At 64.6% G+C, this 19610-nt stretch carries 22 protein-coding genes and 1 tRNA gene; 10 read left to right on the plus strand and 13 right to left on the minus strand.

Going from position 1 to position 19610, the window contains the following annotated elements; all coding sequences use genetic code 11:
* Positions 1-205: 205 nt before the first annotated feature.
* The 3 genes from ACE103_RS25320 to ACE103_RS25330 form a co-directional block, all read right to left on the minus strand.
* A complete protein-coding gene (locus ACE103_RS25320; protein WP_375775307.1) occupies positions 206-988 on the minus strand; it encodes an alpha/beta fold hydrolase in 783 nt (260 codons plus the stop codon).
* A gap of 87 nt (positions 989-1075) precedes the next feature.
* Positions 1076-1681 carry a hypothetical protein gene (locus tag ACE103_RS25325; protein ID WP_375775308.1) on the minus strand — a complete coding sequence of 202 codons (606 nt, stop codon included), beginning with the start codon at positions 1679-1681 and terminating at the stop codon, positions 1076-1078.
* A 323-nt stretch (positions 1682-2004) separates the two neighbouring features.
* A tRNA-Gly gene (locus tag ACE103_RS25330) sits at positions 2005-2078 on the minus strand.
* A 504-nt stretch (positions 2079-2582) separates the two neighbouring features.
* Here ACE103_RS25330 and ACE103_RS25335 point away from each other — a divergent pair.
* Entirely contained in the window at positions 2583-2969 is a 387-nt protein-coding gene (locus ACE103_RS25335) for a YciI family protein (RefSeq protein WP_375775309.1), read from the plus strand.
* A gap of 21 nt (positions 2970-2990) precedes the next feature.
* Here ACE103_RS25335 and ACE103_RS25340 read toward each other — a convergent pair whose 3' ends face one another.
* Positions 2991-3398 (minus strand): hypothetical protein, encoded by a 408-nt coding sequence (locus ACE103_RS25340; RefSeq protein ID WP_375775310.1) that lies wholly within the window; start codon positions 3396-3398, stop codon positions 2991-2993.
* Positions 3399-3498: 100 nt separating this feature from the next.
* A complete protein-coding gene (locus ACE103_RS25345; protein WP_375775311.1) occupies positions 3499-4299 on the minus strand; it encodes a lytic transglycosylase domain-containing protein in 801 nt (266 codons plus the stop codon).
* Between the two features lie 299 nt (positions 4300-4598).
* Between ACE103_RS25345 and ACE103_RS25350 the strand changes: the two genes are divergently transcribed.
* Both ACE103_RS25350 and ACE103_RS25355 read left to right on the plus strand, forming a co-directional pair.
* On the plus strand, positions 4599-5099 hold the full coding sequence (locus ACE103_RS25350; RefSeq protein WP_375775312.1) for a MerR family transcriptional regulator: 501 nt from the start codon (positions 4599-4601) through the stop codon (positions 5097-5099).
* Entirely contained in the window at positions 5035-5361 is a 327-nt protein-coding gene (locus ACE103_RS25355) for a VOC family protein (protein WP_375775313.1), read from the plus strand. Before ACE103_RS25350 ends, ACE103_RS25355 begins: the two co-directional genes overlap by 65 nt.
* 68 nt (positions 5362-5429) lie before the next feature.
* Here ACE103_RS25355 and ACE103_RS25360 read toward each other — a convergent pair whose 3' ends face one another.
* Positions 5430-5657 (minus strand): hypothetical protein, encoded by a 228-nt coding sequence (locus ACE103_RS25360; RefSeq protein ID WP_021081740.1) that lies wholly within the window; start codon positions 5655-5657, stop codon positions 5430-5432.
* A 155-nt stretch (positions 5658-5812) separates the two neighbouring features.
* Positions 5813-6109 (minus strand): hypothetical protein, encoded by a 297-nt coding sequence (locus ACE103_RS25365; protein WP_375775314.1) that lies wholly within the window; start codon positions 6107-6109, stop codon positions 5813-5815.
* 451 nt (positions 6110-6560) lie between these two features.
* On the opposite strand from ACE103_RS25365, the gene ACE103_RS25370 reads away from it, so the two are divergent.
* Both ACE103_RS25370 and ACE103_RS25375 read left to right on the plus strand, forming a co-directional pair.
* Positions 6561-6956 (plus strand): NUDIX hydrolase, encoded by a 396-nt coding sequence (locus ACE103_RS25370; protein WP_163159328.1) that lies wholly within the window; start codon positions 6561-6563, stop codon positions 6954-6956.
* A gap of 166 nt (positions 6957-7122) precedes the next feature.
* A complete protein-coding gene (locus ACE103_RS25375) occupies positions 7123-8436 on the plus strand; it encodes a chloride channel protein (protein ID WP_375775315.1) in 1314 nt (437 codons plus the stop codon).
* Between the two features lie 6 nt (positions 8437-8442).
* On the opposite strand, the gene ACE103_RS25380 is transcribed toward ACE103_RS25375, so the two are convergent.
* Entirely contained in the window at positions 8443-9639 is a 1197-nt protein-coding gene (locus ACE103_RS25380) for an adenylate/guanylate cyclase domain-containing protein (protein WP_375775316.1), read from the minus strand.
* On the opposite strand from ACE103_RS25380, the gene ACE103_RS25385 reads away from it, so the two are divergent.
* The gene (locus ACE103_RS25385) at positions 9638-9802 is read left to right on the plus strand and encodes a hypothetical protein (protein WP_223976625.1); all 165 of its coding nucleotides are present in this window, start codon (positions 9638-9640) and stop codon (positions 9800-9802) included. The two genes, ACE103_RS25380 and ACE103_RS25385, sit on opposite strands and share 2 nt — an antisense overlap.
* A gap of 173 nt (positions 9803-9975) precedes the next feature.
* Here ACE103_RS25385 and ACE103_RS25390 read toward each other — a convergent pair whose 3' ends face one another.
* Both ACE103_RS25390 and ACE103_RS25395 read right to left on the minus strand, forming a co-directional pair.
* Positions 9976-11220: an amidohydrolase family protein gene (locus ACE103_RS25390; RefSeq protein WP_375775317.1), complete on the minus strand. Its 1245-nt coding sequence runs from the start codon at positions 11218-11220 to the stop codon at positions 9976-9978.
* A gap of 32 nt (positions 11221-11252) precedes the next feature.
* Complete coding sequence (locus ACE103_RS25395; protein WP_375775318.1) at positions 11253-12608, minus strand: MFS transporter; 1356 nt, start codon at positions 12606-12608, stop codon at positions 11253-11255.
* A gap of 124 nt (positions 12609-12732) precedes the next feature.
* On the opposite strand from ACE103_RS25395, the gene ACE103_RS25400 reads away from it, so the two are divergent.
* Positions 12733-13659, plus strand: coding sequence for a LysR family transcriptional regulator (locus ACE103_RS25400; RefSeq protein ID WP_375775319.1), 927 nt, complete (start codon positions 12733-12735; stop codon positions 13657-13659).
* Positions 13660-13681: 22 nt separating this feature from the next.
* Here ACE103_RS25400 and ACE103_RS25405 read toward each other — a convergent pair whose 3' ends face one another.
* A complete protein-coding gene (locus ACE103_RS25405) occupies positions 13682-15139 on the minus strand; it encodes a purine-cytosine permease family protein (RefSeq protein WP_375775320.1) in 1458 nt (485 codons plus the stop codon).
* A gap of 296 nt (positions 15140-15435) precedes the next feature.
* Here ACE103_RS25405 and ACE103_RS25410 point away from each other — a divergent pair, with 296 nt between their 5' ends.
* Complete coding sequence (locus tag ACE103_RS25410; RefSeq protein ID WP_375775321.1) at positions 15436-16107, plus strand: FMN-dependent NADH-azoreductase; 672 nt, start codon at positions 15436-15438, stop codon at positions 16105-16107.
* A 36-nt stretch (positions 16108-16143) separates the two neighbouring features.
* Positions 16144-17028, plus strand: coding sequence for a polysaccharide deacetylase (locus tag ACE103_RS25415; RefSeq protein WP_375775322.1), 885 nt, complete (start codon positions 16144-16146; stop codon positions 17026-17028).
* On the opposite strand, the gene ACE103_RS25420 is transcribed toward ACE103_RS25415, so the two are convergent.
* Positions 17009-17938: a LysR substrate-binding domain-containing protein gene (locus ACE103_RS25420; RefSeq protein ID WP_375775323.1), complete on the minus strand. Its 930-nt coding sequence runs from the start codon at positions 17936-17938 to the stop codon at positions 17009-17011. The two genes, ACE103_RS25415 and ACE103_RS25420, sit on opposite strands and share 20 nt — an antisense overlap.
* A gap of 24 nt (positions 17939-17962) precedes the next feature.
* Positions 17963-18574 (minus strand): DUF1989 domain-containing protein, encoded by a 612-nt coding sequence (locus tag ACE103_RS25425; RefSeq protein WP_375775324.1) that lies wholly within the window; start codon positions 18572-18574, stop codon positions 17963-17965.
* A gap of 103 nt (positions 18575-18677) precedes the next feature.
* Between ACE103_RS25425 and ACE103_RS25430 the strand changes: the two genes are divergently transcribed.
* A complete protein-coding gene (locus ACE103_RS25430; protein ID WP_375775325.1) occupies positions 18678-19553 on the plus strand; it encodes a LysR family transcriptional regulator in 876 nt (291 codons plus the stop codon).
* The last annotated feature ends 57 nt before the right edge of the window (positions 19554-19610 follow it).

A 19610-nucleotide genomic window follows, 5' to 3' on the forward strand; every position in this document is an offset into this window, starting at 1 on the left:
TGATGAAGAAGGGCCAATGGTCATCGACCAAGTCGATGGCGCACTACCTCCATCACGACGACGAGGCCAAACAGACACTTCCACCCAACACGCTGGCGCCGACGAAAAACAGCGACAGGACGCATACCCAAGGCTTCTGGTTGCTGACGAGGTCATCCGAATTTGGCATCAGTGCGCCCCCGCATTTTTGTGCGACATGCGCCCCTCACCCGCGGGTATTTCTGATGAAACCCTGGATGCGCGGCAAGACATTATCGATGTCGCTCATTTCCATGTCATGTGTCAGTCCGTCGATCGTGCATAACAACACCTTGGAGTTCGCCAAGGCGGGCTCGATGCTCCGGGCACTTTCCAGTGCAACCGGATTTTTCCCGCCGACGATCCAAAGCGTTGGACAGAGCAGTTGCGCCGGAACGATTTCGTCCCAGTCGAGTATGGCGGTAAGCCACGGAACTTCGTGCTGCGCACGGGCGCTCTGAAGATAAGCGCGCTCGGGGTGAGTAAGCGACTCCAAATCGAGTGTCCCTTCGCTTTGCGCGCGCAGAAGCGGTATCCAGCGATCCCGAACACCCGTCACCGTGCGGCGGAAGTCGCCGGAAGCGCCGGGACCAAACGGCACACCGACCATGACGAACCGTGTTACGCGCTCCGATTTGGCCGCAAGATAGCGGCCAGTATTTGCTCCGAAAGAGTACCCCCAAAGCGCGAATCGTTCGATACCCACGTGATCGGCAACAGACAGGATGTCTTGGCAGTGGCGGTCGATGCCGTATGCCTCAACTCTAGTCGGCTTGTCGCTTTCACCGTGACCTCGAAGGTCCATAGCCACGACGGTGAAGTCCGAACTCAACCTATCCACGTAGCCAGCATCTTGCCACGTTTGGCGAGACTGAGCCCCACCGTGCAAAAGCACCACAGCTGGGCCTGAGCCAGTCTTTTCATAGGCAATGCGAGTTCCGCCGTCCGACGTAGCGAAATGTGCAGGCATGTTTCTTCGTTTCTTTCAGATATGGTTGATCTCGGGCTGAGCGCGTAGGCGTCTCAAGCCGTGTCGGCGGCAGTCGTCTCGCTCAGGTCAAAGATTGCGCGCTGTCGGCGTACGACCAATCGGCAAACGACCTCGGGTCGCTGCGAGGCGAACCGCGCAAAGAGCGCGCCAGGCGTGGGTGCCATAACTTGCGACCAGATCGTTCCCCGTCTCCTTCCAGAGCGATGACGTGGGATCCAGCCCTAGCATTCGTACGAAATTTTCGTCGCCAACGACGACCTGCTTTGCGAACGGGAATAGAAACCGCTTGCCACCTTGTCGGCAGAACGCGCGGGCGTCAGCATAGGTTGAAAACCAGCTGTTGAGCAGGAATTGACAACGAAGATCGTACCAGAGGCCGCCGAGGTCGTCGGATAGTTGGGCTCGCCCCTCAAGCACACGGCGAGCGTGCGCCCAATTCTGAAATCCAAGTTCCGTGGAAACGATATTCAGGGCGTGCGCGAGCTTCCAGGATACTGGCAAAACCCAACGTCGCTTCCTCGAGATCCAGCGCGCATAGAACATCGCATCTGGTACTTGATTGGCCAGATCATTCAGGCGGAGTCGCGCGCGGATCTTGACTTCGCGCAGGAGTTCGCTCGCGGCGACTTGAGACGACGCAAGCGCAATTTCTTTTGATGGAGATAAAGGCACAACAACCCTCCGTAGAGACTTCGGCCTTCCCGCTGTGGCCGAACAAAGGGTCGAGTCATTGTCGTAGCCCCGATGCCATTCGAAGCAACGGGAAACGAACTACTGAAGGGTGAGAGCCTCTTGCGCGGGAAGGCGCCCCTTCGACACCTTCATGAGCTGTATAGCCGATTTGGGAACAGTGCAAGTTCGTAGCCGAGAGCCCGCTGCTTCGCTGCTGCTGCGGGACGAACTGCGCGTCGCGGGGCCGGGGTACGGCTGCGGCGTCTGCGCCGCGTATGTCGGTGGCGAGGCGATCCGCTCATACTCGATGGCAGTGGAGAGGCTGGAGCGGGTGAAGGGAATCGAACCCTCGTATTCAGCTTGGAAGGCTGCTGCTCTACCATTGAGCTACACCCGCATCGAGCGATCACCTAACACGGCCGGACGGCCGTCTCAACTGCCTCGGCGGGCGTCCTTATTGCGCCGGTAAACGAGACTATGTCCGCGCGATCGGGTCGGTTCCTGGCTGGAATGGGCCGGAATGAGACGGACGGCGGCCTTAACAGCGGCAGATTCGCCACCTATATTGCTGGTCCCATCAACAAAGAAAGGAGGTGATCTAGTGTCTTGTCTCAAGCGCTGTCACCTCGCTGGGATCGCCCGCTAGGCGCTGAGTAATCAGCCTGGCATCGGGGCGCTCTCAGCCCTGGACCAGCGAGACAACAAATCCGGGGGCGCGGCGGAAGCGATTCCGCCGCGCCTTTTTTGGCTGTTCGGGCCGCGCTACTCGCCGCCGCCATGCCGCCGGCGGGATACCTTGTCGCAGCACAAAAACCGGCCGGTCCGCTACACATGAAATGTCGGCGTGGCCGGCTCTGGGCCGTCCTTGGGCCTGCCGCATCAGAAATGAGGAGCTGACTAGATGCTTTATGCCATCCTGGCCTATCACGTCGAAGCCGAGGTCAAGTCGTGGAGCGCCGATGAGGACGCAGCCGTCATGGCGGGTCTGCGCGAGGTCCATCAACGGCTGAAGGGGCGGCTCGGACCGGCTGCACGGCTCGGCGAAACCCGCAACGCCAGCACCCTGCGCGGGCCCGGCCACGGCATGGTGGTCGACGGCCCGTTCTCGGAGACCAAGGAGCAGCTGCTCGGCTTCTACGTGATCGATTGCGCCGATGAAGCGGAAGCGATTGCCGCGGCGCGCGACCTGCGCAGTATCAACCCGTCGGCGGTCTACGAGATCCGCGCGCTGAAGCGCTACACCCCCGGCGCACCGTTTCCGGAAACCGCTGGCCCAAGCGACGCCTAAAGAGCGCGCCTAGAGCGCTGCTCAACGGCTCGAACGTTTCGGCAATTTCGGCAGCTTGCTCGGATCGAATTTTGGCAGCTGCAGATCCGGCGGCGGCTCGGGTGTCACCTCGTGGCTCGGCATCAGCGTCACCTCGAAGGCGAGATCGGGCACGGCATCGGCCCTGCCCGTGCAGGTCGCGATCGCGCCGCTGAAGATACCCTCGAGCCGCACCACGAGATCGTCGGTGCCGAACACGGTCGCATGACTATCGGAATGCCGCCTAGTGGTGAGAACGGCTGAAAAGCGCTCGCCATCCACCTCATAGGTGCCGCTGTAGAGCATGATGGCATCGCTGCCCCACAGCCTGCCATCGGCCACGTGCACGATGCCGGTGCCGTCAGCGAGCGACGTTCGAAACCACGCCGCATAGGTGCCGTTCTTGAGCATGGAGCCTGTCTCCACTCGCTCCGTTTCACCGCAACGATCTGGGCACCGTTGCGTTAACAGGCGGTGAAGGAACCTGGAGTGAAGGAACTTGGCCCTGCGCTCATTGGCCGCCGTCGATCTGCCGTCCCATGATAGCGATCGCCTTCTGATAGACCCCCGCCGCGTTCCACGCCTCGATCGCCGCGAAATTGGGTTCCCCGGGCTGATAGCCGGCGCCGGCGCGCCAGCCATTGGCGCGCAGGAAGTTCGCCGTCGAGTTCAGCGCGTTGGCGGCGACGTCGAGATTGCCGGTGCCATAGGCGAGGACGTTCTTCGGCATGAACTGGGTCTGGCCGATTTCGCCATGCATCGAGCCGCGCGTGCTGCCGGACAAACTGCCGCGGTCGATCAGCTTCAATGCGGCATAGAGCTGATCGGTGAAGAACTCCGGACGGCGGCAGTCATAGGCAAGCGTCGCGATCGACGACAGCATGTTCTGGTTGCCGCGCTGGCTGCCGAAGCCGCTCTCCATGCCCCAGATCGCGATCAGCGGTCCCGGCGGCACGCCATAGCGCTGCTGGATCGAGGCGAACAGCGCCGCCTGCGACTGCTTCAGCGAACGGCCGCGCGCCACGATGGTCGCAGATCCCCGCTTGGCCATGAACTGCTCGAGCGACAGGCCAAAGCTGCGCTGGCCGCGATCCGCGGCGATCGTCGCGCTGGCGTAATGTGCCTGCATCAACGCATCGATCGCGGTGGCGCCGACGCCCTTGGCCCTCGCCTCGCCGGCAAACTGCTCCTTCCAGGCTTCGAATCCGCCGGGTCCGTTGCCGCACTGCGCCGCGTTCGCTTCTGCGCCCAGCGTTGCAACCATCACGACGATGGCGAGCGCCGACGTCGCAATCTGCCAGCCCCTGATCATCCGAATCCTCCTCCGAAAAATGTGCCGCCGCCCCTCGCGGGCGCAGCGCTGACGATGGCCTGATGTAGATGACCCGGCGATGAACGATCCGCCGCAGATTCGGCCGCGGACCGTCACGATATGTCGCCGGCGGCGGATTGGCCATCCCGGCCACATCAGGCAGGCCGGGACATTTGGCCCCTGCGTCCGTCCCAGCGGATCGACGGAGTTCAGCAGCGGCGCCCGCGAGCGCCGCAACACGACGCTTGACATTGACGCTAATGAGAAGGTGCTAGGCCGACCCTCGACAGGAGATCGCGATGCGGATTCAGGAGGCGGCACACCATCTTAGCGTGAGTGCACGGGCGCTTCGGCACTATGAGGCGGCTGGCCTGATCGTGCCGCGCCGGAATTCGAACGGCTATCGAAGCTACGCCGCGTTGGAGATCGAGCGGGCTGCGTGGGTGAGAGACCTCATCGCCGCGGGCTTCTCGACCCGCGAGCTTCGCAATCTTCTGACCGCGCTTACAGACGGCCGGCGCGGCGCGCGCGTGAACTGCTCCGCAGTGATGCAGGAGAAGCTCGATCAGATCGATCGGGCGATCGCGGCGCTGCGCAAGCGGCGGCGCGCCTTGTCGCGTCGTCTGGCTGGACAGGATGGCGGTCCCAGCAACATCAGAACATCGGGACCTGGCGATGAAGATACTCAATATCCTGGCGAGACGTTACCTGCCGCTCGAGGGCCTCGACGAGGCCGTGGCCTTCCACGAAGCCCTGATCGGCCAGACGGCGCGCCTTCGCTTCGACTATCGCGAATATGATCTCAGGCTGGCGCAGGTCGCCTCGATCCTGTTCATTGCAGGGACGGAACAGAGCCTGAAGCCGTTCACGGCGACGCATCTGACGTTTCTGGTCGATGACATCGACGCATTCGCCGCCCATCTCCCCGGCGTCGGCGCTACGATACTCGAGGCCCCCAAACAGGTCCCGACCGGCCGCAACATGCTGGTACTGCATCCGGACCAGACCCGCGTCGAATATGTCGAGCATCGCGACAAGAATCCCGCCGATATATTGCCTTGAGCATGTCAACCGCACGGCCGTGATGACGGCAGCGCCGGCTCGCGAAATGCCGCACGCGATGTCGCCCGCTACGGCACCTCGCCTCGCCGCAGCGGGCCAACGGTCTGCGGGCGGTTGAGGAAGAATTCGCGGTTGCCGAGCGCGGCCTCCGCATACTGGTCGATCGCCACGATGATCGCCTGCACGTGGTGAAAGCACCAGCCTTCCCGCGTCGCCATGTGCCGGACCTCGGCCAGCGCCTTGATCCAGGGCGCATGATCATCGCTGTCGTGGAAATACCGAAGCGGCTCTCTCATCTTTCCTCCGGCAGATCACGTCCTCCAGCTCGGCGCGCTTGCGCGACAGCAGAAGCTGCGCCGACGCACTATCGCGTCCGGCCCGCCTGAGCCGGTTCACGGATGCATCGAGATCGCGCAACTCGGCGCGCAGCCGCTGCATCCTGGGTACGTCATCACCCACGCGCTTCGCCGGCGACCAGCTTCTGCTTCGCCACGCGAAGAAAGACCGGCGTCGCGGCGCGGCGGCGCGGAGCGACGCTCGCATGCACGATGATCGGCTCGCGGTCGCCCAGTGTGCCCCGCTCTTCGACCAGACGGCTCATCACCAGACGCATCTTCAGCAGGTCCCCGGCAACGAAGGCGCAGTCCTCATCCCGGTCGATCTGCTGTCGCATGATCGCCTCAGCCTCGAGCATGCTGACGCGCAGCGCCCTGATCTGCCTGCGAATTTCGTTGATGCGGTTGTCCATGTCGGCCTCCTATTCACGGTGGAGGACAATTAGAACAAAACAAGAACATACAGTCAAGCGGCGGAGCCTGCCTGTCGTGGATTTTTGTCATCGAAAGCGATGCCCGGGTTCCTGCTGCGGGAACCGGGAGGATCACTTTTTTCACGAGCTCAACGTGAGGATGTTCGATGAAGCGAGACCAGAGAACCACGGACGAACGTACCCGGCCGGGGTCACGGCGAATGTGTGCCGGCGTCCGCAGTGAAGCCGCGGCAGACCGTCACAGCTGGCGGCCCCTTCTTCTGCGGCCCACTCACGAGGATGCGCATCGTCAGGATTTCCTCAGTGCTCATGCCTTCCGCGGCAGACAAACCGCCGACACATGACTGTGGAACAATTCGCCCTTGGAACTTGTCTACTCAAATAGACAAATTAGAATGGGGTCGATTCTGTTTCGATCATTGCGCAGTACATGACGAAGTCTTCCAAACTGGTTGCCGCCAAGCGCGGCAAGGTCCTTCTGGTCCGACGTCGATCTGACGGGCTGTGGATGTTCCCCGGCGGGCGCAGGCGTGCGCGCGAGACCGGCAAGGACTGCCTGAAGCGTGAGATCAAGGAAGAGCTGCCGAAGCTCAAGCTCGGCAGGCTCAGCCTGTGGAAGGAAGTGACGGCCAAGAACAAGCGTTCCGGCCGCAAGATGAGCGATGCGATCTTCATCGCCAAGAACGCCAAGGGACGGCTGGCGATCGGCGACAAGAAGGAGATCGACCGCGCCGCCTGGCAGAAGCCGCGAGGACTTCGCCTGACGGCGACCTCGCGCTACATCCGCGATCGGCTGTTTCCGAGGAAGCAGCGGCGCCGACGATAGGCGGCGGAATATCTGCTGCGCGGAAAATCACAGATTTCATCTTTGGCATTTGGCGGCTGCGCGGGCATGCCTTGCTGATTTGTTGAGCTTCGCACACCATCGACGCGTGCTAGGAATGATGTGATCCGTCCGGACCGGACACGACATCAGCCGGAATTGCGTCAGAATGGGCTTCCCCTCCAACCGCCAGAGGCGGCTGTTCAGAATCGTTTCCGCGCGTTGGCAGCGCCGGGCCATCTTCCTGCTGGGCGGTATTGCGGTCGGTGCAGCGGCCGTCGCGCTCGCACAGCTCGCGGATCTGGCGCAGATCGCCTTCTCCGCACTGGTGTCGCATCTCCGCTACGCCTCGCTGGTGGTGACGCCCGCAGGCTTCGCGCTGTCCGTCTTCCTGACCAACCGCTTCTTCCAGAACGCGCAGGGAAGCGGCATCCCGCAGGCCATCGCAGCACGCCATCTCACCGACCAGACCGCGCGCGAAAGCCTGGTTTCGCTGCGCATTGCCGCCGGCAAGATCCTGCTGACGTTGTTTGGCCTGCTGTGCGGCGCGTCGGTCGGGCGCGAGGGACCGACGGTGCAGATCGGCGCGTCGATCATGTTTGCGCTCGGCCGCTTCTCGCCCCGGCGCCAACCCGGCTTGATCCTCGCCGGTGCGGCGGCGGGCGTCGCGGCAGCCTTCAACACCCCGCTGGCCGGGATCGTGTTCGGCATCGAGGAAATGAGCCGCGCCTTCGAGACGCGGACCTCCAGCCTGATCATCGGCGCAGTGATCGCCGCCGGCCTGACCTCGCTCGCCCTGATGGGCAACTACACTTATTTCGGCACCAGCGCGACGGCGCTGCGCAACGGCGCCGACTGGCTCGCAGTGCCGCTCTGCGGCGTGGCCGGAGGCCTCGCAGGCGGCCTGTTCAGCCGCATCCTGATCGCAATGGCGCGCGGATTTGCCAATCCGGTCGGACGCACGATCAAGCGCTATCCGGTCGGCTTCGCCGCGATCTGCGGATTCGCCGCGGCGATTTGCGGGATCGCTTCCGACGGCGCGATCTACGGCACGGGATATCAGCAGGTCAAATCCGCGCTCGAAGCCGGATCACAATTGCCCGCGAGCTTCAGCGTGTGGAAATTCCTCGCCACCACCTTTGCCTCGATCAGCGGCATGCCGGGCGGCATCTTCGCACCCTCGCTCGCGGTCGGCGCCGGGCTCGGCTCCAACATCGCGCCGCTGTTTCACGGCGCGCCGCTGCCGGCCATTATGCTGCTCGGTATGGTCTCTTACTTCGCCGGCGTGGTTCAGGCGCCGATTACGGCCTTCGTGATCGTCACCGAGATGACCGACAATCACGCGATGGTGGTGCCGCTGATGGCCGCCGCCCTGATCGCGCATGCGAGTTCGCGCCTGATCTGCAAGGAAGGCGTCTATCACGCCCTCGCCAAAGGATTCATCGATCGGGCCACTCCTGCGCAGACGACGACGCCGGCCTGAGATTCTTCAGCCGCCATAGGCAAACAGCTCGATCGGCTCGCTGAAGCCGCGCACCGCATGCTCGCCGACATGCTCGAGCGCGAAATCGTGCTCGACCAGATCCGCGAAGGCGCGGGACAGCAGCACGGTCTTCTTCAGCTGCTTGGTGAGGGCTTCGAGGCGCGACGCCATGTTCACGGCGGGGCCGATCACGGTGAAGTCGAGCCGGGTGCGCGATCCGATATTGCCGTACATGACGTCGCCGACATGGACGCCGATACCGTAATTCATCGGCGCCCGGCCCATCATACCGTTCCGTTCGCTGAGCGCCGCCATCGCCTCGCGCGCCTCGGACACCGCGTGCAGCAGGTTGGCGCAGGCCTTGGGATCGCTGAGCGGGAAAATCGCGAGCAGGCCGTCGCCGATGAATTTCAGGATTTCCCCACCATGCCGCGTAATCGGCTCCGACATCGCGTCGAAATAGTCGTTCAGGAGATCGATGACGTCATCGCGCGGCCAGCTATCCGAGATCCGGGTGAAATCCCGCAAGTCGCAGATCATGATTGCGGCACGGACCGTCGTGCCACTGCCGCGGCGCGTCGCGCCGGCCAGGATCATCTCGCCGGCATGCGACCCGACATAGGTCTCGAGCAGCGTCCGCGCCAGGCGGTTCTTCATCCGGATCTCGCTGACCAGCGCCAGCACCGGCAGCACCTTCCGGAGCTCGGCGATGTGGACGTCATCGAAACCGCAGGCACGGTCGGTCGCGAAGGTCACGACGTGCCGCTTGCCGAGCGTGTGCAGCAGCGCCCAGGCCACATAGTCGGTCAAGCCCTGCGCGCGCATGTCGTCATAGAGCGCGTGCTTGCGGCCCTGTGACGGGTCACGTTCGAGCTTCTCGCGCACCTCGTCGGCACCCTGATGGATTTCGTAGACCGGACTGCCGATATATTCCGAGCGCTGCTGGACATCGTAGTCGACCCGCGTGATCTCGGCCTCGCGCTTGCCATCGGCCCAGATGATCCGGGCGCCGAGCCACTGCGGATGCTGGATCAGGAGATTCATCGTCGCCCGCTTCAGCGGAATGCCCGCGCCCTGCAGCCGGATGCAGAGCTCGGCGAAGATGTTGTCGATGAAGCGCTGGTCGCGCGTCTGGTTGGTCAACCAGCTCACAACGTCGCCGTCGGACTGCGACGGGACGGAATCGATGTTGGGCGCGTTCATGGCTGGCTCCGGAGCGGCGGGTGGGGTCGGCAACCGGTATGTCGTGCTTCCGCCCGGCCACGTCAACGCCGCCAGCGGTATCGTGATCGAGCTAGTCGGGCTGCCCGAGCCGCTCGAAGGGCACCGCGGGCCTCCGCGTGGTGTGGTGACGGCGAGAGCGTAAAGGAACGGGTTGCCAAAATATCGAAAACAACCCCATGCAAAGTAGCCGGCGGTGGCCAGCGCTCGACCAGGCTACTTGACACGTCGGGCAACTCACGAATAGATTTCCAAAATTCCGAAATCATTCAGACGCACGCTCACCCTCCCCGCACGCGGGGCGAGGTCAAGTGGAGCCTATCCGCCCAGCCGGTCGACCTCAGCCTTGCCGGCCTTCATGACCAGCGGGATGTGCTCGCCCTGCCCAAGCAGGCAGGTGACATCGCGCAGCGGATTGCCCTCTACTACCAGCAGGTCGGCGAAAGCCTCCGGCGCGATGCGGCCGAGCTTGCCTTCCATGCCGAGCACCTCGGCGCCGATAATGGTCGCGCTCGCAATCACCGCCTGCGGGCCCAACAATTCGGTGCGGATCCGGAACTCGTCGCTCTGCAAGCGCTGCGACGGTCCGAGCAGATCGCTGCCGTACCCCATCTTGACGCCGGCCTCGCGGTAGATCGCGAGCGAGCGCAAGCCGGCGTCGCGCACGTCGGCGACCTTGGCGACACTCGCCGCCGGCAGGCCGTATTTGGCGCCTTCGGTGGCCAGCGCCTCATAGGTGACGAGCGTCGGCACCACATAGGCGCCCTGCTCCGCCATCAGGCGCGCGGTCGGAAGATCGACCAGATTGCCGTGCTCGATGGTGCGCACGCCGCAGCGCACCGCGCGCTCGATCGCCTCGGCGGTATAGGCATGAGCCAGCACATAGGTGTGGCGCGCCCGTGCCTCCGCGACGATGGCGCGGATCTCGTCCTCGGAATAGCCGAATGCACCGATCGGATCGGTGGGTGATGCGACGCCGCCCGACGCCATGATCTTGATCTGGTCGGCGCCCATCTGCAGCTCCTCGCGCACCGCCTTGCGCACCGCATCGACGCCGTCGACGACGCGCGCGATCGCGCCGACCCGCACGCAGCAGGAGCAGGTCGGGTCGGCCAGATAGTCCGAGCGTGCGCGTCCGTCGCCATGCCCGCCGGTCTGGCTCAGCGCGCGGCCGGACACAAACAGCCTCGGACCGTCGGTCAGGCCGGTGTCGATCGCCTGCTTGAGCGCATAGCCGGCGCCGCCGGCATCGCGGACGGTGGTGAAGCCGCGCTTCAGCATGCCCCGCAGCAGCATGGTCGAGCGCAGCGTCACGAGCACGTTGGCCATCCGCGCCTGCTGCGACAGGTCGAGCTCGACCGCGACCGCGTGCACATGCAGGTCGATCAGGCCGGGCATCAGGGTCTTGCCCTTGAGGTCGATGACGCGATCGGCCGAGGCCTCGATCGGCCGGTCGGACACCTCCTTGATCAGGCGATCCTCGACCAGCACGTGGTGACCTTCGAGCAGATCGGACCGCAGCGGATCGAGCAGCGCGGCATTCTTGAAGAGAGTTCTGGACATAAGGGTCTCCTGTCGAGATACAGCGGACGCGATCATGCGGCTTCGCTTGCGATGTCTTCCAGCGATCGGCCGCGTGTCGGCACGCCCATCAAGAGGACGGTGACGGCGCCGATCAACAGCACGGACGTGGTGACGCCGAACACGCCGGCGAAACCAAAATTCGGATAGAGGTAGCCGACCAGGATGGGCGCAATGATCGCGCCGATGCGGCCGATGGCGGACGCGAGCCCCGCCCCCGTGGTCCTGATCGCCGTCGGAAACACTTCGGCCGTGTAGGCATAGACGCCGGCATAGGTGCCGTTCATGAAGAACGACAGCAGCAGGCCCGCCGTCATGATCTGCCCGTCGCTCGCGGCAAAGGCGAGCCCGAGCGCGCTGGCGCCGCCGAGGATCATGTAGGTCGCGATCGTGGACTGCCGGCCGATCCGCTCGTTGAAAAACGCGGCGGTGAAATAGCCGGGCACCTGCGCGCAATACATCGCGAGCGAATAGCCGAAGCTTTTGGTGATGCTCATGCCGTTCTGGACCAGCAGGCCGGGAATCCAGACGAAGAACGAATAATAGCTGAACGTGATCGACAGCCACATGATCCAGGTCATGGTGGTGATCCGCGCCTGGCGGCCGGCCAGCAGCGCCGCAAAATTGCTCAGCAGCGTTCCCGACGATACGGCAGGCGCAGCGGGCTCGGCGACCGGAGCCGGCAGCACGCGGCCCTCGCGCGCGAAGCTCGCCTCGACCTTGTCGAGCACCGCTTCGGCTTCCTGCACCCTGCCGCGGCTTTCCAGCCAGCGTGGCGATTCCGGCAGCGACCTCCGCCACCACAGCAGCATCACGACAGGGATGGCGGTGATGACGAGCACGATGCGCCAGCCGTTCTCGTAGGCAGGCACGATGAAATAGCCGAGCAAGGCGGCGGCGACGAAGCCGAACGAGAAGAAGCCGGCGAGCGCGCCGGTGAAGGCGCCGCGGTAACGCCGCGCCACGAATTCCGCGAGATATGGCGCGATGATCGCGCTTTCCGCACCGGTGCCCATGCCGGCGACGACGCGCGCGGCGAAGAACGCGGGCCAGCTATCCACTGTCGCACTCACCAGCGAGGCCACGCTGTAGAGCGCCAGCGCCGACATCATCACCGCACGGCGGCCGATCAGGTCACCCAGCGTCCCCGCGAGCAGCGCGCCGAACAGATAGCCGACGAAAGTGCTGCTGCCGAGCACGCCGGTTTCGACATTGCTGAGCCCCCAGGCGGTGCGCAGCACCGGCAGGATGAACGCCAATACGGCGGCATCCATCGCGTCGAACAGATAGCCCAGGCCGCCCATCAGCAGCAGGTGCACATGGAAACGCGCGAACGGCAGGCGCTCGATGCGCGCCGAAATCATCGACATGAAATAGCCCCCCCTCCGCCCCGCGGTCGGCACGCGCCGCGAGGTCAGTCCGGGGGAATGATAGACAAATCAATATTATGGGAATAATTTATAATTGTTATCTGGCACATCACCATTGTGAATATTGCTCGTGTCCTTCCGAACGCTCGACCTCAACCTGCTGAAAGTCTTCGAGGCGCTGATGACCGAGGGCAGCGTCACCCGCGCCGCGAGCGCGCTGACGATGACCCAGCCTGCCGTCAGCAACGCGCTGGCGAGGTTACGCGACGCGCTCGGCGATCCCCTGTTCGTGCGCACGGCCAGCGGCATCCGCCCGACGCAGCGCGCGGTGGCGCTGTGGCAGCCGATCGGCGATGCGCTGGAGCACGTCCGCCACGCACTCGACGAGGACGCCTTCGATCCGCGGCGCACCGAGGCCGAGTTCAGCCTGTCGATGTCGGACTACGTGTCCTCGCTGGTGATGCCGCGGCTCATCAACCGCTTCAGCGAGATCGCGCCTTCCGCGCGCATCCACACCTTGCCCAACACCATCCTGGAGATCGGCGACCGGCTCGAGGACAACCGGGTCGATTGCGTGCTGAGCGTCTATGTCAACGAGGCGCAGCAGCCGCCGGCGGCGATCCGCTCACGCTCGCTGTGGACCGTCGAATATGCCTGCATGATGCGTCGGGATCATCCGCTGGCGAACAGGAAGCGGCTCAACGCCCGCAGCTTCCTCAACGCCAAGCATGTCGATGTCAGCCTCGCCGGCAAGACGCTGCCGACCTACGACCAGTTCCTCGCCTCGCGCGGGCTGTCACGCAATCTGGTCACGACCGTCAATCATTACAACGCCGCCTACGAGATCGTCCGCCAGTCCGACCTGATCGCGGTGCTGCCGCGCGACCTCAGCGCACAGTCCCGCCACGCGCCCCATCTGCATGCGGTGCCGGTGCCGCTGCCCGCGCCGCCGCGCATCGTCAGCCTGTTCTGGCATCAGCGCAACGACACCGTCCCCGCGCAGCGCTGGCTGCGCGAGACACTGGTCGAGATGTTCGCGAGGATGGAGTGAACCGGCGCAAAGCGTGCCCCTGTCAGCTCGATGTCGGCGCGGGTTCGATCGACGCGGCGTCCGCGGGCGACGGCGCGCTCCGCGCCAGCGGACGTCCAAACAGACGATGCAGCGCAAGATAGCTCGCCATCGCAACGCCGATGCCGGTGAGCCACGACAGGTCTACCCCGTCGGTCGCGAGCGCAAGCGGGCCCTGCATCGCCTTGATCGTGCCCATCTGGAACGCCCACGCCGCCACGAAGCCGGCCGCAAAGGCGATAAGCCCGGCCCAGTTGAAGTCACGATCCCGCCCCGGCGTCTCGTAGAGCGAGGCGACATCGATCCGGCCGCGTCGTACCAAATAGAAGTCCGCGAGCGTGACGCCGGCCCACGGGCTGATCCAGACGATCAGAGCGACCATGAAATTGTCGAAAGCATGGGCAAAATCGCCCGACTGCAGGAAGGCGTACAGGATCGCGGAGGCGATCAGGCCGGACAGCACCGAGATCACCCAGCGCGGCCGCCGCAGGTCGAGCGCCAGCGACGACAGCGCCGCCGAATAGATCACGACGATGTTGGTCGCGATCGGGCCATGCACCAGCACCAGCAGCACCGGCAGCGCCATCGCACCGAACGCTGCGATGATCAGCTTCGACGGATCGGAACCGGCGCCGGCCGATGCAATGGCCGCACCGAGAAAAGCGAGCCAGACCGTCGGCAGGAACATGCCGAGGAAGGTCGCCCGGAACACCTTGGCGGCACCGAGCGAGGGCCTGGTGAAGCGCGTATAGTCGGAGGCATAGGTGAGCCACGAAATGCCCCAGCCGATGCCGATCGCCGTCATCAGTTGCGTCGCCGCGGCGAATGCCGGCATGCCGGTGACAGCAGCGGACTGCCACTTGATGTCGACGCGCAGGAAAGCGAGCGCGGTCATGACCGCCATGATCAGCAGAATGAACGGCATGGTGTAGCGCTCGAACACCTTGATGGCGTTGAAGCCCCAGGCCGCGATGCCGATCTGGAGCAGCATCACCAGCACCGCGATCGCGTATTTGAGTTCGATGCCGCCGCCAATCCCCATCCGCTCCAGCGCCGCCATGCAGAGGTCGAGCACGATCCAGGTGTTGATTGCGACCCACCCCATCGGCATCAGCACCTGCGCCAGTGCCGGCAGATAGGCGCCGCGGCGGCCGAACGCCAGCCGGCCCAGCACCATCTGCGGCACGCCGGTGCGATGTCCCATCAGGCAGAAGGCGGCGAACAACGCCGCGCCGAACAGATTGCCGACAACGATGACGGCAAGCGTTTGCAGCAGGCTGAGGCCGAGCTGGATGCCGAGCGCGCCCAGCACCCAGTTGATCGGCGCGATATTCGCGCCGGTCCAGATCCAGAACTGATCGAACGATGACGATGTGCGGTGCGCCGCCGGCACCGGCTCGATTCCGTGGGCATCGAAGCCGGCCGCATCCTGCGCCGGAAGCTGTGTCTGCTTGAGCAACATGTTTCCCCCGTTGTCCGGCGCATTGGTTTGGGCCGGATGGGGTATCTGAGCAGCAGGCAGCGTTGAGGCGATAATGAGAAATCCTCAAACCGGGTTGAGACGACGTCGAGAGTGAAGTTTGTCGACCCGAGTGTCGGCAAATCGGCCGCGATCAGGCTCGCACACCGCGTCACCGTGGCGCGCTGCTTCACTGTTGAGATTTTCTCAACTCGGCTGCCGGATTCGTCAATCACGCTGCCCCAGGCACTCGGTCATTGTGGAGCCGACGCATTGCCCCCAATCAGCCGAGGCCAGGAATGACGACACTTCTGCACATTGATGCCAGCCCGCGCGGCGACCGTTCGGTCAGCCGGAAACTCTCCAGATCGTTTGTCGAGCACTGGCTGACGCACGAGCCAGGCGCCACGGTCATCCCGCGCGACGTCGGCCGCAACCCGCCGCCGCTGATCACGGAGGCATGGGTGGCCGCCGCCTTCACCGCGCCCGGCGACCGCGCGGCGGAGCAGCATGACGAACTTCGTCTCTCCGACGAGCTGATCGACGAGCTTGAACGCGCCAATGTGATCGTGATCGGGGCGCCGATGCACAATTACGGCATGCCGGCGGCGCTGAAGTCATGGTTCGACAAGGTGATCCGCATCGACAAGACCTTCAGCTTCGATCTCGCCCGCGGCGACTTTCCGCTCGAGCCGATCATGCGCGGCAAGACGCTGGTGGTGCTGAGCTCGCGCGGCGAATTCGGCTTCGGCCCCGGCGGGGTGCGGGAAAGCATGAACCACCTGGAGACCCACATCTTCACCTGCGCCCACTATCTCGGGGTGCAGGAGAGCCATCTGATCGCGGTCGACTACCAGGAGTTCAACGACGAGCGCTACCGGCGATCGCTCGCCGACGCCTTTGCCGCGATCCCCGTGCTGGTCCGGCAGTGTCTTGGAATCGACGGGCCTGTTAATGTCGCGGCGGAATGATGCGCCCACGCCCGCCGGCTGCACGAGGATGATCCGATGATCCGTAATCCCATCCCCTGGCCGAACGGCGCGCGTTGCGCCTGTGCGATCACATTCGACGTCGACGCCGACAGTCTGATCCACATCGCCCGGCCCAAGGATTCGTTCGACCGGCTCTATCCGATCACGATGGGACGCTACGGGCCGACCGTCGGCGTGCCGCGTATCCTTGAGACCTATCGCCGCCTGGGCCTCAAGCAATCGTTCTTCATGCCGGCCTGGACCATGCAGCGCTATCCGGATGCGGTCGAGGCGATCCTTAAGGGGGGCCACGAGATCGGCCATCACGGCTACATCCACGAGGATCCGACGGAGATTTCCTCGGCGCAGCAGCGCGAGGCCTTCGAACGCGCGCTCGGCATTCATGTCGCGATGACCGGGCGCAAGCCGCGCGGCTACCGCGCACCGGTCTACAACGCCAACCAGACCACGATCGACCTGCTGATCGAGCACAGCTTTGTCTACGATTCGTCGCTGATGGCCGACGACATCCCGTACCAGATGCGCACCGCGCGCGGATCGCTCTACGAGATGCCGCCGCACTGGGGATCGGACGATTGGCCGCCCTTCGCCCATTATGCGGAGATCGGCTACATGATGCCGGTCAAATCGCCGAGCGACGGCCTTGCCGCCTCGTTCGAGGAGTTCGAGGCGGCCTATGAGGCCGGCGGATTCTGGATGGGGATCTGGCACCCGTTCCTCACCGGCCGGCTCGCCCGCTGGCGCGTCGTGGAGCGCTGGCTCGAGCGGATCGTTGCCGAACGCAAGGTCTGGTTCGCATCGCTCGAGGACATCGCCGCGCATCTCGACGGCCTGGTCAAGGCAGGCACCTACCAGGTCCGCGTCGAGCCCCTGCCCTATTTCACGCAGCCCGTGTCATGACCTGTTCGGGAGCTGCACGAAAGGTGGCCGCCTCGGCCCGCAGCCAGTCGATGAACGCCGTCACCGCTTTGCGCCGGGTAGCACTCGGCGCATCGACGAGGCGATAGGCAAAGCCCGCAAGCGCCGGACCGTCGAGTCGGCGCAGCGTGCCCTGACGCAATTGCTCGTCCACCAGCGCATCGCTGCACAACAGCGGTCCGAGCCCGCGCTCGGCGGCGTGCAACGCCAGCGGCTCCTCGCTGTACCATGAGATGCGGAAGTCCCGGCCGGGATCGTGGTCGGCCGCCGCGAGCCAGGCCGACCACGCCGGCGAATCCAGCGCGGCGTTCTTCCAGCGGAACGCCAGCAGCGAGCGCGAGCGGACGTCGTCAATGCCGAGACGGGCACCGGGCGGACAGATTGCGCTCGCCGCAACCGCAATGTAGCGATCGCTGAACAGCACCGATGTCTCGCCGGCGCGATCAACGCGGCCGTAGCGGATCGCCAGATCGACGCCGTCGGCGCCCGGCGCCCTCACCTCCTCGGTCGCATCGATGTGGACGACGAGGTGCGGAAATGCCGCGTTGAAGCGCGCGAGCCGCGGCATCAGCCAGCGCTCGGCGAAGGCGCGCGTGGTCGATACCGTGATCGCATCGCCATCCGCCGGCGGCCGGATCGCGGCGAAGGCGCTCGCCATGCGGTCGAAGCCGTCGCGCAGCATGGGAAACACCGCATGGCCCTCCGCGGTCAGCACGACCGCGCGGCCGGAGCGTTCGAACAGCTTGTGTCCGAGGATCGCCTCGAGTTGCCGAACCTGGTGGCTGATCGCCGTCACCGTGACGCAGAGTTCATTAGCGGCGGCGGTGAAGCTCTCGTGACGCGCCGCGGCTTCGAACGCGCGGACGGCATTGAGCGGCGGCAGCTTGCGCATGATCGGTTCTCCACGCTGACAGTATCAGGCGATGAGGAAATGGGCGTCGGTCGGCCGCATGTCGTTCACCGGCACCATGTCCTGCGGACAGGCCGAAAACACGATGACCAGGTCCATCTCGGCGCGCAGCGCCACATACTGTCCGGCTTCGCTGACGGGCGACTTGAAGTCCAGTTGTCCGCTGTCGGTGACCGGTACATTCATGAACAGATTGAGCGGCGCCGGCGTCACCGCAGCCGACAGGCCGACCGCCTCGAGCGCGTGCGCCAGGTTCTGCGTGCAATTATCGTGATGGCCGACGGCACCGAGCTGGCGATAGCGGTGAATGTCGCAGGCCGCGATCAGCGTGTCGTGGATTCCCGGCGTGGTGTCGGCGACGAAGGTGAGGATCGCGCGGCGCCGGTTGGTGGTCAGCGTGTCGCCGACGCGCGGAATGAGCCGCAGCATCGATGCACGGCTGTGCTCCATCGACATGAACTCACCGGTGTCGCGGGCATTGAAGGCCCAGGTATCGACCACCTGTTTGCCATGTGTGTTGACGACCATGACCGTCTCTCCCGCATCGAGGCGCGCCGCCACGCCATTGCGAGCCGGAATCAAACGGGCGCGGGTCAGATCGATGGGTGCTGCGGTCATTTGGTGTCTCCTCAATGGCTCGTTGCGCCATTGAAGCACCGCCCGTCATGTAATCCTAATAATATTAATTGTGTCCATTATAGCAGATTCGTATAGTCGCCCGATGCGCCTCAGACAGCTCGAATGCTTCCGCGCCCTCATGCTCCACGGCACCATGACCAGGGCGGCCGAGCTGCTCGGCATGTCGCAGCCCGGCATCAGCACGATGATCGCGGGCCTCGAGCACGAGACCGGCCTCAATCTCTTCCTGCGCCGCGGCGGCCGCCTGCAACCGACCCCGGAAGCCAGGCTGTTCTATGTCGAGGCAGCGCGCGCCCTCGAAGCCGCCGAGAACGCATCGCGCGTTGCGGCCGAGATCAAGTCCGGCCGGCGCGGTCACCTCGCGATCGCGGCCTATCCGAGCATTTCGATCAGCCTGCTGCCGCGCCTGCTGTCGCAGTTCGCCAGGAACAAGCCCGAGCTGCAGATCAAGATCATCACGCGCAATTCGGCGACCGTCCGCGAGCTGATCTCGACGCAGCAATTCGATCTCGCGGTCGCCGAGCTGCCGCTGGATTATCCGACCTCGCACATGGAGGTGTTCTCGTATGAGTGCGTGTGCATGCTGCCGCATGCGCATCCGCTGGCGAAGCTGAAGCAGATCACCCCTGATGACCTCGACGGCGTCCCGTTCGTCACGCTGTTTCGCGGCGATCCGATCTACCAGCAGCTGGCATCCGCCTTCTCCGAATATGGCGCGCGCTGGAACGTGGTGGCGGAGACCGAGTTCTTCTCGACCGCGTGCCAGCTCGTCGCCGAGGGCCGCGGCGTCGGCATCGTCGATCCCGTGGTGAGCAAGCCCTTCACCGAGGGGCTGGCTATCCGGCCGTTCAAGCCGAAGATCCAGTACCAGATCGCAATCCTCTCCCCGACGCACGAGGCGCCGTCGCAGATGGCGCAGGATTTCGCCAAGCTACTGCGGCGTGGGTTGCGGGGGTGAGACGTGGTGGGCGGCGACGCAACGCTGGTCGAGGTGTGCGCGCGGATGGAGTGGGAA

Source organism: Bradyrhizobium sp. ma5, assembly GCF_042258955.1.
In the GTDB taxonomy this organism is placed as follows: Bacteria; Pseudomonadota; Alphaproteobacteria; order Rhizobiales; family Xanthobacteraceae; genus Bradyrhizobium.